This window comes from Cognatiluteimonas sedimenti, assembly GCF_022808325.1.
In the GTDB taxonomy this organism is placed as follows: Bacteria; Pseudomonadota; Gammaproteobacteria; order Xanthomonadales; family Xanthomonadaceae; genus Cognatiluteimonas; species Cognatiluteimonas sedimenti.
In genome coordinates this window covers 177,504-194,080 of record NZ_JALGCL010000005.1, presented here as the reverse complement: position 1 = coordinate 194,080, position 16,577 = coordinate 177,504, and the positions used below count along the sequence as shown (strand labels likewise).

Here is a 16,577-nt window from a genome sequence, read left to right as displayed (position 1 = left end):
GATGGCCTGCGACCCGACTTAAAGACAGGATGTCGTCAGGAGGGCGCAGCACCCCCAGCCCGCCGGGCGGCGACTCCGGCCGAAGCCATACATGGCACCAATCAGGAATGCCAAGCAGCCCTAAGGGCACGAGCTCGTCAGGAGGGCGCAGCACCCCTGTCCCGTCAGGCGGCGACTCCGTCCGAAGCTCGACACCGCACCGCGCTCGGATAACCCGCTTGAGGCAGGTATCTTGAGCAGGGCGAGGTCCCGGCCCTGCGAGCGGCGAGTCCCTCCCGCAGCGCGAATATCGCACTCACGAAAAGCCGTCTGCGGAAAACACGGGTTCACCGGGACGAAGGCGCTTCTCCCCGGTCTCCAGCAACAACTACCGTCCAGGCCGGTCTGCAAACGGCCCGAACGGGCGGGAAAGGCGCCCTCGACAAGACTTGCGGCACGCCGAACCGCGGCAACGCCTGTGCTAGCGTTCCCGCTCCCGAGAACCGATTGCACCGGAACCCCATGTCGAAGCTGCCGCACGCCTGCCAGGCCCTCGCCGTCGCTGCCGGACTGATCGCCGCGACAGGCGCCAGTGCACCCGCCCACGCCGTCGATGCCCCGCAGGAGGCCGCCATGCCCGAATCCGCCAGCAGCGATCCCTACCTGTGGCTGGAGGATGTCACCGGGGACAAGGCGCTGGGCTGGGCGAAGCAGCAGAACGCCCGCACCGACGCCGAACTCGCCAGCGGGCCGGAATTCGCGCGACTGCAGGCACAGATCCTCGCCATCCTGGACTCCGACGCCAAGATCCCCGAGGTCGACAGGATCGGCGACCACTACTACAACTTCTGGAAGGACGCCCAGCACCAGCGCGGCCTGTGGCGCCGCACCACGCTGGCCGAATACCGCAAGCCCGACCCGCATTGGGAAACGGTGATCGACCTCGACGCGCTGAACCAGGCCGAAGGCGAGAACTGGGTGTGGCATGGCGCCGACTGCTTCAAGCCGGAGTACCGGCGTTGCCTGGTCGCGCTGTCGCGCGGCGGCGCCGACGCCGACGTGACCCGCGAGTTCGACCTGGCGACGAAGCAGTGGGTGGATGGCGGCTTCTTCCGCCCCGAAGCCAAGGGCGCGCTGGGCTGGATCGACGACGACACCGTGTACGTGTACAGCGACTTCGGCGATGGCTCGATGACCACGTCCGGCTACCCGCGCATCGTCAAGCAATGGCGGCGCGGCACGCCGCTGGCTTCGGCCACCGTCGTCTACGAGGGCAAGCCCGACGACATGTACATCGCCGGCTACCACGACAACACGCCCGGCTTCGAACGCGATTTCGTCAGCCGCACGCTTGCGTTCTACAACGACGAACTGTACCTGCGCCAGGCGGACGGCCAGCTGGTGAAGATCGACGCGCCGAACTCGGCGAACAAGTCGGTGCACGAGCGCTGGCTGACGCTGCAGCTGCGCGACCCGTGGACGGTCGGCGGCAGGACCTACCCGGCGGGCGCCCTGCTGGCGACCGGCTTCGATGACTTCATGGCCGGCAAGCGCGATTTCGACGTCCTGTTCCAGCCCACCGACAGCACCTCGCTGGAAAGCTCCACCTGGACGAAGTCGCACCTGGTCCTGAACGTGCTCGACGACGTCAAGAACCGCCTGCGCGTGTTGACGCCGGGCGCGGATGGCTGGACGACGACTGCGTTCACCGGCGCGCCCGCGATCGGTACCCTCGGGGTGCGTGCCGTCGACGCCGACGACAGCGATGCCGTGTGGCTGACCGCCACCGATTACCTCACGCCGACGACGCTGTCGCTGGCCGAAGTCGGCAAGGCGCCCGAACGCTTGAAGTCGATGCCGGCCTTCTTCGATGCCTCGAAGGACGTGCTGGAGCAGCAGTTCGCCACCAGTGCCGACGGTACCAGGGTGCCGTTCTTCATCGTCCATCCCAAGGGCCTGGCCCACGACGGCAGAGCGCCCACGCTGCTGTACGGCTACGGCGGCTTCGAGGTTTCGCTGACGCCCTCGTATTCGGGCACCGTCGGCAAGGGCTGGCTCGAGCGCGGTGGCGTCTATGTGGTCGCCAACATCCGCGGCGGCGGCGAATATGGCCCACGCTGGCACCAGGCCGCGCTCAAGGCCAACCGGCACAAGGCCTACGAAGACTTCGCCGCGGTGGCGAAGGAACTCGTTGCCCATGGCATCACCTCGCGCGAGCACCTGGGGATCATGGGCGGCAGCAACGGCGGCCTGCTGGTCGGCAACATGCTGACCCAGTACCCGGAACTGTTCGGGGCGGTGGTGGTGCAGGTGCCGTTGCTGGACATGAAGCGCTACAGCCACCTGCTCGCGGGCGCCTCGTGGATGGCCGAATACGGCGATCCGGACACCGACGACTGGAACTACATCAAGGCCTTCTCGCCGTACCAGCTGTTCGACCCGGCCCGGGAGTACCCGCCGACGTTCATCTGGACCACCACCCGCGACGACCGCGTCCACCCCGGCCACGCCCGCAAGATGGCGGCCAGGATGCTCGCCGCCGGCAAGGACGTCCGCTATTACGAGAACACCGAAGGCGGCCACGGCGCCGGCGCCACCAACGCCCAGCAGGCGCACGTCTGGGCGCTGACCTACCGCTTCCTGTGGAACGAACTGGCCCGCTGACGGCGCACCCCGATGAAACCCCTCCTCCTGCTTGCGACCCTGCTGCTGATGACCGAACCCACCCACGCCGCCGACCTGCCACCGCCGCCGGATGCCGCGAAGAAGGCGCATGCCGTCGTCGCGCCGTTCGGCGCCTCGCGCCAGGACGAGTACTACTGGCTGCGCGACGACAGCCGCAAGAACCCGGAGATGCTGGCCTACCTCAACGCCGAGAACGCCTACGCCGATGCGGTGATGGCGCCGCTCAAGCCGCTGCAGGACAAGCTCTACGACGAGATCATCGGCCGCATCCGGCAGGACGACAGCTCGGTGCCGTATCGCGAGCGCGGCTGGTGGTACTACAGCCGCTTCGAGACCGGGCAGGACTACCCGATCCATGCCCGCCGCCGCGACCGCGACGGGGCCGACGCCACCGCGATGCTCGCGGCCAGCCGCACTCCCGATGCCGCTGAGCAGGTCCTGCTCGACGTCAACGCGATGGCCGCGGGCAAGGACTACTTCAGCGTCGGCGACTACGAGGTCAGCCAGGACAACACGCTGCTGGCCTGGGCCGAGGACGACGTCGGCCGCCGCCAGTACTCGATCCGCTTCCGCAACCTCGACACCGGCGAGCTGTATCCGGACGAGATCCGCGGCGTCTCCGCCAACCTGGTCTGGGCAGACGACAACCGCACCCTGTTCTACGTCGAGAACGATCCCGAGACGCTGCTGACGGTGCGCGTGCGCAAGCACGTGCTCGGCACCCCGGTGGCCGACGACCCGCTGGTGTACGAGGAGCACGACGACAGTTTCTACATGGGCATCGACCGCAGCCGCGACGACCGCTTCATCTGCATCGGCGTGGAAAGCACGGTGTCCAGCGAGATGCGTTGCGCGCCGGCCGCCGACCCGCGCGAGTTCCGCGTGCTGGCGCCGCGCGCGCGCGACGTCGAATACCAGGCCGACCACCTGGGCGACCGCTGGGTGATCCGCACCAACGACGCCGGCGCCAGCAACTTCAAGCTGGTCACCGCGCCCACCGATGCCAGCTCGCGCCGGCAGTGGACCGACCTGGTCGCGCACCGCGACGACGTGTTCATCGAGGACTACGCCCTGTTCGACGGCTTCATCGCCATCGGCGAACGCTCCGGCGGCCTGGAGCGCATCCGCCTGCTGCGTACCGGGCCCGGGCAGGCCGACGCCCGGGAGGACCACGTCAAGGCCGACGAACCCGCGTATTCGATGGGCCTGGACGTCAACGCCGAGCACGACAGCGAGTGGCTGCGCTACGGCTACACCTCGCTGACCACGCCGCAGACCACCTACGAGCTCAACACCAGGACCGGCGAGCGCCGCCAGCTCAAGCAGCAGCCGGTCCTGGGCTACGATCCCGGCAAGTACACCACCGAACGCCTGTGGGCGACCGCGCGCGACGCCACCCGCATCCCGGTATCGGTCGTCTACCGCAAGGGGTTCGAGAAGAACGGCAAGGCGGCGTTGCTGCAGTACGCCTACGGCAGCTACGGTTCCTCCACCGATCCCGGCTTCAACCTGCCGGTGGTGAGCCTGCTCGACCGCGGCATGGTCTATGCGCTGGCCCACATCCGCGGCGGCCAGGAAATGGGTCGCAAGTGGTACGACGACGGCCACCTGCTGCACAAGCGCAATACCTTCACCGACTTCATCGACGTCACCGATTTCCTGGTGGCGCAAGGCTACGCGGCGAAGGACCGTGTCGCCGCATACGGCGGCAGCGCCGGCGGCCTGCTGATGGGCGCGGTCGCCAACATGGCGCCGGACCGCTATCGGGTGCTGCTGTCGCAGGTGCCGTTCGTCGACGTGGTCACCACCATGCTGGATCCGACGATCCCGCTCACCACCAACGAATACGACGAGTGGGGCAACCCGGAGCAGCGCCAGTACTACGACTACATGCTGTCGTATTCGCCCTACGACAACCTCGCCGCGCAGGCATATCCGGCGATGTTCGTCGGCACCGGGCTGTGGGATTCGCAGGTCCAGTACTGGGAGCCGGCCAAGTACGTGGCGCGCCTGCGCGACCTCGACAACGGCGGCCGCACGCTGCTGTTGCGCACCAACATGGATGCCGGCCACGGCGGCAAGTCCGGGCGTTTCCGCCGCTATCGCGAGCTGGCGGAGATGTACGCGTTCGCGCTCGACCAGCTCGGGGTCGCGGCGCCCTGAGATGCCGGCGTCGCGCTTGCGCTGGGCGTGGTGGCTGCTCGCCTGGATGGCGCTGGGCCTGGGCCTGGTCGGCATCGTCGTGCCCGGCTTGCCGACGGTGCCGTTCGTGCTGCTGTCGGCCTATGCCGCGGCGCGGGGCTCGCAGCGGCTGCATGCGTGGTTGCTAGCGCACCGCCAGTTCGGGCCGCTGATCCGCGACTGGCAGGCGCAGGGCGCGGTCGGTCGCCGCGCCAAGTGGCTGGCGACCGCGATGATGGCCGCGGCCGCCGTGATCATGGCGCTGGCCGCGCCGCGCTGGTGGATGGCCGCGATCGGCATCGCATGCATGGCCGCGGTCGACCTGTGGCTGTGGTCGCGACCGGAACCGCGCCGCTAGCGCCATCGCCAGGGCGCCGCGCTACACTCCGCGGCATGAAAACCTCCCTGCGCGCCGCCTCGAGTTCGATCGCACTGGCCCTGCTGCTTGCCGCCTGCGGCAACAAGGGTCCGCTGGTGAAACCTTCGCAGGTCATGCCGCCGGAACCGCGCGAGATCCCCGCCGTGGTCACGCCGGCCGATGCGACGACGGATGCGCCGCCCGCGGCCGACCCGGCGGTTCCGGTCGAGGAGGGCGTGCCCGCGACCGAGTCGACGCCGGAGGCCAATCCGCCTGCGCCCGGCGCCGCGCCAGCCACCCCGCCTCCGGTCGACGACGGCAGCGGCGGCTGAGCAATGGCCGCCGCGCCGTACCCCCCGGCGCTGCTGCGCTTCACCAAGATGCATGGCGCCGGCAACGACTTCGTCGTGCTGGACCTGCGCGACGGCAGCCTGCCGCCCACGCCGGCCCTGAGCCGCGCGCTGGCCGACCGCCATACCGGCGTCGGTTGCGACCAGATCCTGACCGTCGAACCGCCACGCAGCGCCGGGGCGATCGCGTCCTACCGGATCTGGAACGCCGACGGCTCCAACGCCGCGCAATGCGGCAACGGCGCCCGCTGCATCGCCGCCTGGCTGGTGCGCGACGGCACGGCCGACGACGCGCGCTTCGTGCTCGACAGCCCCAGCGGCAGCCACGCGGTCGAGCGCCTGGCCGACGGTGGCTTCCGCGTGGCCATGGGCGTGCCGCAATTCGCGCCGCAGGCGCTCCCGCTCGCCGGCTTCATCGAGGCGCAGGACGAATACGCGCTCGATGTCGTCGTTGGCACCCAGGCGGGCGCGCGTGCCCAAGGCGTGCGCTTCGGCGCGGTGTCGATGGGCAACCCGCACGCGCTGGTCGAGGTCGACGACATCGCGCGCGCGCCGGTCGCCACGCTCGGGCCGGCGTTGCAGGCGCAGGCTGCGTTCCCGGATTCGGTCAACGTCGGTTTCGCCGAGGTCGATGCGCGCGACCGCATCCGCCTGCGCGTGTACGAGCGTGGCGCCGGCGAAACGCTGGCCTGCGGCAGCGGTGCCTGCGCCGCGGCCGCGATCCTGATCCGCCGTGGCCGCGTCGACCGCGACGTCGCCGTGCTGCTGCCTGGCGGCGAGTTGCGCATCGGCTGGCGCGACGACAACGCACCGATCACAATGAGCGGGCCGGCCACGTTCGTCTTCGAGGGGGAATTTTTCGCATGAGCGACAGCAACGACAGGCACGCCCAGGAGAAGCTCGGCGCGCACGAAGTCGCGGCCTGGCTGCGCCGGCACCCGAAGTTCCTGCAGCAGTTCCCGGACCTGGCGATCAGCATGGTGGTGCCGCGCGAGGAAGGACCTGCCGCGTCGCTGGCCAGCTACCAGCTCGACGTGCTGCGCGACAAGAACCGCGAGCTTTCGCGGCGGCTGCACGAACTGTTCGGCAACGCGCAGGAGAACGAACGCCTGGCCGTGCGCACCCACCAGCTGACGCTCGCACTGTTGAGGCAGTCCACCGCCGCCGACACCCTGCGCGCGATGGCGGCGTCGCTGGCCGAGGATTTCCAGGGCGACCTGGTGCGGATCGTGCTGTTCGAGCCGGTCGCGGGCCTCGACGACGTCGACTGGCTGCAGGTGGTCATGCCCGGCGATGCCAGCCTGGCACCGTTCCGCGACTGCCTTGGCGACGGCGAGCCGCTGTGCGGCCGGCTGCAACCGGAGAAGACCGCGCTGCTGTACCGCGAGCGCGCCGACGAGGTGCAATCAAGCGCGCTGTTGCCGCTGCCCGGCACCGGCCTGATCGCGGTCGGCAGCCGCGAGCCCAACCGCTTCTATCCAGGGATGGGGACGCTGTTCCTGCGGATGATGGGCGAGGCGCTGGCGACGGCGCTGCAACGCTTCGATCGTTGATGGAATGAGCGCGACCGCCGCGCCGGTCGGGGACTTCATCGCCCACCTGCAGGTCGAGCGGCGGATGTCGTCGCACACGCTGGATGCGTATCGCCGCGACCTGGCCGCGCTGGCCGCCTGGGCCGAGGCCGGCGGCATCGATGACGTCGCGACGTTGCAGGGCGAACACCTGCGCGCCTTCATCGCCGCCGAGCATCGCCGCGGGCTGTCGCCGAAAAGCCTGCAGCGGCGGCTGTCGAGCTGCCGCAGCTTCTACCGCTGGCTGCTGAAGCACGGCCGCATCGCCGCCAGCCCGGCCGCCGCGATCCGCGCGCCGAAGGCGCCGCGCAAGCTGCCGCAGGTGCTCGACGCCGACGAGGCCAAGGCGCTGGTGGAGGTACCGACCGACGTGCCGCTGGGCCTGCGCGACCGCGCGCTGCTGGAGCTGTTCTATTCCTCCGGCCTGCGCCTGTCGGAACTGTGCGCGCTGCGCTGGCGCGACCTGCAGCTGGACGATGGGCTGGTCACGGTGCTGGGCAAGGGCGGCAAGCAGCGCAGCGTGCCGGTGGGTTCGCATGCGCGCGCCGCGCTTTCGGCCTGGCGCGGGGAGCAGCAGCCCGCCTCCACGGATTTGCCGGTTTTCCCAGGGCGCAACGGACCGATCACGCCGCGCGCGGTGCAGTTGCGGCTGCGCCTGCTGGCGCAGCGGCAGGGGCTGTTCAAGCGCGTGCATCCGCACCTGCTGCGGCACAGTTTCGCCAGCCACGTGCTGGAATCCTCCGGCGACCTGCGCGGCGTGCAGGAACTGCTCGGCCACGCCGACATCGCCACCACCCAGATCTACACCCACCTCGACTTCCAGCACCTGGCCCGGGTCTACGACGCCGCGCATCCGCGGGCGAAACGGAAGGCGAAGCCTTGATCCCGGGCTTCGGAAGTGCGTTGTCGTGGTGGGCAGAGGGGTTCGCTGCTTGAAGTCCGCCTCCGGCTGCCACGCGCGGCCGTGGCCCATCCATGCAACACGCGAACCCCTCTGCCCACCACAACAACGCAGCGCGGCTTGCGTTCGCCCGACTTCGGGCAATCGGTGGTGGCTTTCGGGCTGACGGTTGCTCGTGTTTGCAGGCACCGAAGCCAGGATCAGCACGTTACCCATGCGCTGGTGGTGCCGGGAGTGGGCTTCGAGCAGGCATGGATGGCCTGCGCCCGCTTGTGGTAGCTGGACGCGGACTCCAGGCGGCGAAACCCACTCCCGGCAAGGCCCCCGCCCCGCCCGAAGCGGGTACGCCAGAACTCTTGAAGGCTGTTCAAGCAACCCCCAGTTCATGGACTCAGCCCCGGAGCCGCGCATGGACCCAAGCCAGAACCCCAATGTCTTCCACGCCACCACCATCGTCTCGGTGCGTCGCGAAGGCCGCGTGGTGGTCGCCGGCGACGGCCAGGTGACGCTCGGCAACACCGTGATGAAGGCCAACGCGCGCAAGGTGCGCCGGCTCGGCCGCGATGGCCAGGTGCTGGCGGGGTTTGCCGGCGCCGCCGCCGATGCGTTCACCCTGTTCGAGCTGTTCGAGGCCAAGCTCGAGAAGCATGGCCAGCTGACCCGCGCCGCGGTCGAACTGGCCAAGGATTGGCGCACCGAGCGCCGCTTCGGCAAGCTCGAGGCGCTGCTGGTGGTCGCCGATGCCGAAGCCTCGCTGGTGATCTCCGGCACCGGCGACGTGATCGAGCCGGAGGACGGCATCGTCGCGATCGGCTCCGGCGGCAGCTACGCGCTGGCGGCCGCGCGCGCCCTGGCCGCGCACACGCAGCTCGACGCCAGGGCGATCGCCACCGAGGCCCTCAACATCGCCGGTGACATCTGCATCTACACCAACCGCAACATCGTGGTCGAAGAGCTCTGACCGCTGCATTTCCCTGTAGGAGCGGCTTGCAGCCGCGAGCTTTTCCGACGGATCCGTCGAAGGTCGACGGCTAGCGGCTGTCAGCCGCTGCTGCGACGAGCAAGCGAGAACCCCATGCAGAAGATCGAAAACACCTCCGCCACCATGACCCCGCGCGAGATCGTGCAGGAACTCGACAAGCACATCGTCGGCCAGCAGGCGGCCAAGCGCGCGGTCGCGATCGCGCTGCGCAACCGCTGGCGGCGGATGCAGCTCGAGCCGGAGCTCCGCGACGAGGTGATGCCCAAGAACATCCTGATGATCGGACCCACCGGCGTCGGCAAGACCGAGATCGCGCGGCGCCTGGCGACGCTGGCCAACGCGCCGTTCGTCAAGGTCGAAGCGACCCGCTTCACCGAGGTCGGCTACGTCGGCAAGGACGTCGAGCAGATCATCCGCGACCTCGCCGATACCGCGGTCAAGCTGTACCGCGAACAGGCCAAGGCGCGCGTGCGCACCCAGGCCGAGGAACGCGCCGAGGAGCGCATCCTCGACGCGCTGCTGCCGCGGCGCGAGGTACCGGCCACTGGGTTCGGCTTCGGCGCGCAGACCACGATCGACATCGGCGCCGAACCTTCGGCGCAGCACAACGCCGACAGCGACACCCGCGCCAAGCTGCGCCGGCAGCTGCGCAGCGGCGCGCTGGACGCGCGCGAGATCGAGATCGAGACCGCGCTCAACGTCGGCGTCGACATCATGGCGCCGCCGGGCATGGAGGAAATGGGCCAGCAGCTGCGGCAGATGTTCTCGCAGGTCGCCGGCGGCAAGACCCACAAGCGCACGTTGGCCATCGCCGCCGCGCGCCCGCAGCTGGTCGAGGAGGAAGCCGCGCGCCTGGTCAACGAGGACGAAGTGCGCGAGGCCGCGATCGAGGCCTGCGAGCAGCACGGCATCGTCTTCATCGACGAGATCGACAAGGTCGCCAAGCGCAGCGAGGGCATCGGCGCCGATGTCAGCCGCGAAGGCGTGCAGCGCGACCTGCTGCCGCTGGTCGAGGGTTCCACCGTCAGCACGAAGTACGGCCCGGTGAAGACCGACCACATCCTGTTCATCGCCTCGGGCGCGTTCCACCTGGCCAAGCCGTCCGACCTGATCCCGGAAATGCAGGGGCGGTTCCCGATCCGCGTGGAACTGGGTGCGCTCAGCAAGGGCGACTTCGTGCGCATCCTGACCGAGCCGAAGGCGGCGCTGACCACGCAGTACGTCGAACTGCTGAAGACCGAGGGCGTCGGCCTGGCGTTCACGGCGGACGCGGTCGAGCGCCTGGCCGACATCGCCGCGCAGGTCAACGAGCGCCAGGAGAACATCGGTGCACGGCGCCTGCACACCGTGCTCGAACGCCTGCTCGACACCCTGAGCTACGAAGCGCCCGACCGCGGCGGCGACGCGGTCAGCATCGACCGCGCCTACGTCGACGCCCACCTGGGCGAACTGGTACAGGACCCGGATCTGTCGCGCTACATCCTCTGAGGCCCGCGGCAAGCTCCGGCGTCCCCTCGTCGCCGTGCGGGATCCGCGCGGCGTCGATGCACGATCGCGCCTACTTGCCCGCGTTGCGCGGATCGTCCTTCGGATCGAGGTAGGTGATCACGAACGGGCCCATGGCCTGCACCTGCACCACCGCGCCACCCCTGGAGCTGGCTTCGTGGCGCATCGGCGTCGGCAGGTTGATGAAATCGCCGGGCGCGAGGGTTTCGTCCCGCGCCGTCGCCGCCGCGTCGCCCATCGACAGAATGAGGTCGCCCTCGACCAGGGTGACCGCCTCGTCGGTGGGGTGCCAGTGGCGCGGCACACGGTATCCCGGCGGCATCTTCAGGCGGATGATGAAGCTGCCTTCCTTGCCCGGGTCGCCGGCCAGCACCGCGGCCTGCGCGCCGGCCGGCAGCATCGGTGGTGCCGGCCCCCAGCTGGTATCGGCTGCGCGGGTCAGCGCGTGCTCCATGGCGGACTGGGCGTCGGGCATGCCGGGATCGGCGGCGAACGCGCCACCCGGCAAGGCGAGCAGGAGGAAGATCGGAAAGGATTTCATCTGGACTCTCCGGGGAGCGTGCGGCAGGGGCGCCGCAACCCCGACAACGCGGCGGTGCAACGCATCCGGACGGAAACAAGCTGAATGGCGGGCCGGGACGAATGCGATAATCCGGGCATGAACACACCCACCGACAAGCCCGGCACCACCCATTTCGGCTACCGCGAGGTGCCGACCGGCGACAAGCAGAAGCTGGTCGGCGAGGTGTTCTCCTCGGTCGCCGGCAAGTACGACCTGATGAACGACCTGATGTCGCTGGGCATCCACCGCGTCTGGAAGCGCTATTTCGTCGCCACCGCGCAGGTCGGCAAGGGCGACCGCGTGCTGGACCTGGCCGGCGGCACCGGCGACATCGCCGCGTTGCTGAAGGATCGCGTCGGCGCGGAGGGCGAAGTCGTGCTCGGCGACATCAATGCCGGGATGCTGTCCGTGGGCCGCGACCGCATGCTCGACCGCGGCAAGGTGCGCGGCCTGGAGTACGTGCAGTGCAACGCCGAGCAGCTGCCGTTCCCCGATGCCAGCTTCGACCTGGTCACGATCGCCTTCGGCCTGCGCAACGTCACCGACAAGGACGCCGCGCTGCGGGAGATGTACCGCGTGCTCAAGGTCGGCGGCCAGGCGCGGGTGCTGGAGTTTTCGGAAGTGAAGGCGGAGTGGTTCAAGCCGCTCTACGACTTCCACTCGTTCAAGGTGCTGCCGAAGCTGGGCAAGCTGTTCGCGCAGGATGCCGGCAGCTACCAGTACCTGGCCGAATCGATCCGCCAGCATCCGCCGCAGGACGCACTGAAGGCGATGATGGAGGCGGCCGGCTTTGCGCGCGTGGACTACCGCAACCTCAACGCCGGGATCGTGGCGATCCACACCGGCTATCGGATCTGACGCGGGAACTGCGGCGCCCGTTCCGCCCACCCCCGCCCTGCTTCGCTGCGCGAAGCTGTCCCTCTCCCCGCAAGCGGGGCGAGGGCGACGTCTCCCTTGCCCGGCACCCGGAGCGAGGGCTGTTCCTTCTCCCCGCGTGCGGGGGAGAAGGTGCCGGAGGCGAATGCGGGGCGGCTCTTCCCGCCCTACGGCTGCCAGCCGTAGCTCAGCTTCAGGAACACCGCGCGGGTGTCGCCGAACAGGTCCGGGTTGTCGTCGTCCATGAAGGCGCCATAGGAGGCGCCGGCGTACACGACCGTGTGCGGATTGACCTTGTACGAGTACACCATCTGCGCCGCCCAATCGCGCGCGGTTTGATCGACCGGGTCCGTGTAAAGCGCCTGGTCGCGCTGCACTTCGCTGCCCTGCAAGGTCAGGCGCAGGCGTTGGCGCGGGTCGAACTGCCAGCTGCCGCCGGTGTTGAGCACGGTCGCGGTGAAGGCCGTGCCGCCGTCGCGGCGCATGCGTTGCCGGATCAGGTCCCAGTCCATGGCGATGCCGCGGCCGACATTGGCGTTGCCCCAGAACTCGAGCATCGTGCGCCGGCCGGTCTTCTCCGCGTCCAGGTCGATCATCGTGCCGACCTGCGCGTAGGCCCCCAGCTGCAGGTTGCCGTTCGGTTGGTAGTTGGCGTTGACGTCGACGTAGTGCTCGTCGAACAGCGTGCCCTGCCAGAAGCGCTGGCGGGTCATGCCATGCAGGCGGAGGTTGCTCTGCTTCGGGCCCTGCACGCTGACCTGGCCTTCCCACTCGCGCTCCAGCAGCTGTCCGTCGTAGCGGTGGGTGATGTCGAAGTCGGCGTACACGTTGATGCGGTTGAACGCCTTGTCGTCGCGGAACCAGCTGTGGCCGCCGCCGACCAGCGACTTGTCGTAGCCGACCTGGCCCATGAAGCCGAGGTCGGCGCGGAAGCCGGGGTCGATGTCCACGTGCCAGGCGTCGAAGTTCCAGTTGCGGTTGCCGAAGGCGTATTCGGCGCGCCAGGCGTTGCCGGCGGGGGTGGCGTCGTCGCCGAGTTCGTCCTGGTAGGCGTCGACGATGTCGGCCGGGTATTCGGACTGGCTGTGCAGCAACTGCGCGGTCGCGGTGTGCGCGCCCTGCTGCCAGCGCGCATCGACGCCGGCGACGTTGTTGGCGTAGTCGTCGCCCTGGCGGAAGGTGCCGATGGCGCCGACGCTGACGTGGCTGTTGAAGTCGTAGCGATAGCGGCCCACGGCGACGTCCGCCTTCTGGTCGAGCTGCTCGAAGCCCGAGCCGAGCACGCCCGGCAGCAGCAGAAGGGTGGTGGCGTCGCGCGCGACGATCGCGCCGTACGCGCCGCTGCCAGTGCGGCCGGTGATGCGCAGGCCGTAGTCGGGATCGGCGATCTGGCGCGTGTAGAGCACGTCGAACTGGCTGCTGAAGTAGTCCGCGCCCTCAAGGAAGAACGGCCGCTTCTCCTGGTAGAACAGGGCGAAGCTGTCGTTGAAGTTGAGCTGCAGCTGGTCGGTCTCGACCTGCGAGAAATCCGGGTTGATGGTGGCATTGAGGGTCATCGCCGGCGACGGCGCCCAGCTGATGTCCACGCCCGGCTCGATCGATGTGTCGCCGTCCTGCCACGGCTGGCCGGCGGCGCCGCGGCTCTGCGACTTGCCCATGGCCAGGGTCGGCACGACCTCCAGGTTGCGGCCCTGGCGGGCGCCGGCGAAGCCTTCGTACTTGCCCCATTCGCACTGGAAGCAGTTCGACTCGCGCGGCACCTTGCGGCTGGCGAGCTGGTGGCGCTTGTCGCGCGGCCAGTTGCGGAACAGCGCGATGCCCCAGCGCTGCGCCTCGCCACCGGTGGGGAAGCGCAGGGTGGAGAAGGGGATGCGGATCTCCACGTCGTAGCCGTCGGGCGTCAGCTGGCCGGCGCTCTGCCACAGTCCGTCCCAGCTGGCGTCTTCCTGGTTGTCGGTGTTGGTCTCGTCGCGGATCAGGTCCGACTGCACGCCCAGCGGATTGACGATCAGCTCGTAGCCGCGGCGGTTGTCGTCGAAGGTGTCCAGGAACACGCCGACCCAGTCGTCGTCGAAAGCGGCGTCGCGATCGCGCAGGTGGGCGCGGATCTGCGACGGATCATCGTCCATCGCGTGGTACGCCACGTACAGCGCATCGGCGCTGTAGCCGATGCGGACGATGGTCTTCACCGGCGCCGGGATGTTGTCGCCGGGCTGGATTTCGTAGCCGATCTCCTGCACCAGCGCGCCCTGCCAGGCGGCGTCGTCGAGCTTGCCGTCGATGGTGATCGGGCCCTGCAACTGCGGGATGCTGCCGCCGGGGGCATCCCCGGCCCGGGGCGGCGTGCCGGCGTCGCGGGCGTGGGCGATGGGGGCGCACAGCAGCAGGGCGGCGGCGATCAGGGCATGCAGGTTCAAGCGTTAATCTCCGTGCGGCGTGGTGGTCAGGGTTGGGATGCACGCGCGGACGCCCGGGTTGGGATGACCAATGGCAGGGACGGCATGGCCCGGCAGGGATGCGCGGCGCGCACGATGCGCGATCGCGCGCCGATGCAGGAGTGCCGCCAGTCGGGTTGACGAACGTCATCGATGTGTTTGCGGCAGGGATGCGCCCGCGGCGCTAAACTCGCGGGCCCCGTCGCTCCCGGTCCCATCCGCCATGCGCCAGACCCTGCTGTTGCTGTCCGCCGTCGTCGCCCTTGCCGCCGGTTGCGCGCGCGAGTCCGCGCCTGCCGCCACCTCCACCCCGCCCGCCGCCGGGCCGGAGGCCGCCATGCCCGCCGACGCCGCCGCCCGCCACGACGAGTACTCCTACGCCGAGCCGGACAAGGTCAAGACCACCGAGCTGGCGCTGGAGCTGGCGATCGACTTCGACCGCAAGCAGATCGCCGGCACCGCGACCTACACCCTGGACTGGCTGGACCAGGCCGCGCACCAGCTGGTGCTGGACACCCGCGGGCTCGCCATCGACAAGGTCGAGGGCGCCGGCAAGGACGGGCAATGGGCCCCGCTGCAGTACGAACTGGCCGCCGCCGACCCGTTGCTGGGCAGCAAGCTCACGATCCAGACGCCGGAGCGCAACGCCACGGTGCGCATCGCCTACAAGACCTCGCCCGACGCCTCGGGCCTGCAATGGCTGGCGCCGTCGATGACCGAGGGCAAGCAGCAGCCCTTCATGTTCAGCCAGTCGCAGCAGATCCACGCACGCTCGTGGGTGCCGCTGCAGGACACGACGCAGGTGCGCTTCACCTACACCGCGCACGTCACCGCGCCGAAGGACGCGATGGTGCTGATGAGCGCCGACAACGATCCGGACGCCGCGCGTGATGGCGACTACAGCTTCACCATGCCGCAGAAGATCCCGTCCTACCTGCTGGCGATCGCCGCCGGCGACCTGGTGTTCAAGCCGATCTCCGAACGCAGTGGCGTCTGGGCCGAGCCGGCGATGGTGGACAAGGCGCAGCAGGAGTTCGCGGACACCGAGAAGATGATCCAGACCGCGGAATCGCTGTACGGTCCCTACCGCTGGGGCCGCTACGACATCCTGGTGCTGCCGCCGTCGTTCCCCTACGGCGGCATGGAGAACCCGCGCCTGACCTTCGCCACCCCGACCGTGATCGTCGGCGACAAGTCGCTGGTTTCGCTGGTCGCGCACGAGCTCGCGCACAGCTGGTCCGGCAACCTGGTCACCTTCTCCACCTCGCGCGACGCCTGGCTCAACGAAGGCGTCACCAGCTACGTCGAGAACCGGATCGTGGAAGCGCTGTACGGCAAGCCGCAGGCCGACATGGAAGCGGTGATCGCGCGCGCGGAGCTGCAGGACGAGTTCACCGACGGCAACAAGCCGCTGCAGCGGCTGGCGATCAAGCCTGGCGACCTCGACGACCCCGACAACAACCTGACCGGCACCGTCTACACCAAGGGCGCCTGGTTCATGCAGTTCCTGGAGCAGCGCTTCGGGCGCGCGGACTTCGACGCCTTCCTGCGCGGCTACTTCGACCACTTCGCGTTCCAGAGCATCTCCAGCGAGCAGTTCCGCGACTACGCCAAGACCAACCTGCTGGACAAGTACCCGGGCAAGGTCAGCCAGCAGGAGTTCGATGCCTGGCTGTACGAGCCGGGGATCCCGGCGGCGGCGCCGCAGGTGCGTTCGCAGCGCTTCAGCATCGTCGACGCCGCGCGCATCGCCTGGCAGGGCAACGGCAAGCTGCCGCCGCCGGCGCTGACCTCGGCGTGGAGCACGCAGGAATGGGTGCGGTTCCTCGAAGGCATGCCGGAAACGCTGACGGTCGAGCAGTTGGCCGCGCTGGACGCCGCCTACCACTTCACCGGCACCGCCAACGGCGAACTGGCGCAGCGCTGGTATCCGCTGGCGGTGCGCAGCGGCTACCACGTCGCCGACGGCGAGATGGCGGCGTTCATGCAGCGCGTGGGCCGGCGCAAGCTGATCATGCCGATCTACGCGGCGCTGGTGAAGACGCCCGAAGGGCTGGCGTTCGCCAAGGACGTGTTCGCCAAAGCGCGGCCGGGCTACCACCCGATCACCACCGGCTCGGTCGAGGCGACGATCGCCAAGGCCGAGGAAGGCGCAAAGCCTTCGACACCGGCGCCGGCGCCTTGATGCCGG

13 protein-coding genes are annotated in these 16,577 nt (G+C 69.4%); 11 read left to right on the top strand and 2 right to left on the bottom strand.

From position 1 onward, the window contains the following. Positions 1-501: 501 nt before the first annotated feature. The 9 genes from MQC88_RS12895 to hslU all read left to right on the top strand — a co-directional run bounded on the left by MQC88_RS12895 (position 502) and on the right by hslU (position 10,495). Positions 502-2,643, top strand: a complete 2,142-nt coding sequence (locus MQC88_RS12895) for a prolyl oligopeptidase family serine peptidase (protein WP_243322731.1) — start codon at positions 502-504, stop codon at positions 2,641-2,643. Positions 2,644-2,655: 12 nt separating this feature from the next. After that, positions 2,656-4,827 carry a S9 family peptidase gene (locus MQC88_RS12890; RefSeq protein WP_243322728.1) on the top strand — a complete coding sequence of 724 codons (2,172 nt, stop codon included), beginning with the start codon at positions 2,656-2,658 and terminating at the stop codon, positions 4,825-4,827. Between the two features lies 1 nt (position 4,828). Then, complete coding sequence (locus MQC88_RS12885; RefSeq protein WP_243322726.1) at positions 4,829-5,203, top strand: YbaN family protein; 375 nt, start codon at positions 4,829-4,831, stop codon at positions 5,201-5,203. 35 nt (positions 5,204-5,238) lie between these two features. Beyond that, entirely contained in the window at positions 5,239-5,535 is a 297-nt protein-coding gene (gene lptM / locus MQC88_RS12880; RefSeq protein ID WP_243322723.1) for an LPS translocon maturation chaperone LptM, read from the top strand. 3 nt (positions 5,536-5,538) lie between these two features. Next, positions 5,539-6,420, top strand: coding sequence for a diaminopimelate epimerase (dapF, locus tag MQC88_RS12875; RefSeq protein WP_243322721.1), 882 nt, complete (start codon positions 5,539-5,541; stop codon positions 6,418-6,420). Beyond that, on the top strand, positions 6,417-7,106 hold the full coding sequence (locus MQC88_RS12870) for a DUF484 family protein (protein WP_243322719.1): 690 nt from the start codon (positions 6,417-6,419) through the stop codon (positions 7,104-7,106). The genes dapF and MQC88_RS12870 overlap by 4 nt, the downstream gene beginning before the upstream one ends. Positions 7,107-7,110: 4 nt before the next feature. Further along, positions 7,111-8,007 carry a tyrosine recombinase XerC gene (xerC, locus tag MQC88_RS12865; protein WP_243322717.1) on the top strand — a complete coding sequence of 299 codons (897 nt, stop codon included), beginning with the start codon at positions 7,111-7,113 and terminating at the stop codon, positions 8,005-8,007. Positions 8,008-8,434: 427 nt separating this feature from the next. Beyond that, complete coding sequence (gene hslV / locus MQC88_RS12860; protein ID WP_243322714.1) at positions 8,435-8,986, top strand: ATP-dependent protease subunit HslV; 552 nt, start codon at positions 8,435-8,437, stop codon at positions 8,984-8,986. Between the two features lie 114 nt (positions 8,987-9,100). Continuing rightward, complete coding sequence (gene hslU / locus MQC88_RS12855) at positions 9,101-10,495, top strand: ATP-dependent protease ATPase subunit HslU (RefSeq protein ID WP_243322712.1); 1,395 nt, start codon at positions 9,101-9,103, stop codon at positions 10,493-10,495. A 70-nt stretch (positions 10,496-10,565) separates the two neighbouring features. Here the strand turns inward: hslU and MQC88_RS12850 are convergent, their stop codons facing one another. Beyond that, positions 10,566-11,054, bottom strand: a complete 489-nt coding sequence (locus MQC88_RS12850) for a cupin domain-containing protein (RefSeq protein WP_243322710.1) — start codon at positions 11,052-11,054, stop codon at positions 10,566-10,568. A 117-nt stretch (positions 11,055-11,171) separates the two neighbouring features. Here MQC88_RS12850 and ubiE point away from each other — a divergent pair, with 117 nt between their 5' ends. Then, on the top strand, positions 11,172-11,933 hold the full coding sequence (gene ubiE / locus MQC88_RS12845) for a bifunctional demethylmenaquinone methyltransferase/2-methoxy-6-polyprenyl-1,4-benzoquinol methylase UbiE (RefSeq protein WP_243322707.1): 762 nt from the start codon (positions 11,172-11,174) through the stop codon (positions 11,931-11,933). Between the two features lie 185 nt (positions 11,934-12,118). Here ubiE and MQC88_RS12840 read toward each other — a convergent pair whose 3' ends face one another. Continuing rightward, positions 12,119-14,368: a carbohydrate binding family 9 domain-containing protein gene (locus MQC88_RS12840; RefSeq protein WP_243322705.1), complete on the bottom strand. Its 2,250-nt coding sequence runs from the start codon at positions 14,366-14,368 to the stop codon at positions 12,119-12,121. A gap of 241 nt (positions 14,369-14,609) precedes the next feature. Between MQC88_RS12840 and MQC88_RS12835 the strand changes: the two genes are divergently transcribed. Continuing rightward, a complete protein-coding gene (locus tag MQC88_RS12835; RefSeq protein ID WP_243322703.1) occupies positions 14,610-16,571 on the top strand; it encodes a M1 family metallopeptidase in 1,962 nt (653 codons plus the stop codon). The last annotated feature ends 6 nt before the right edge of the window (positions 16,572-16,577 follow it).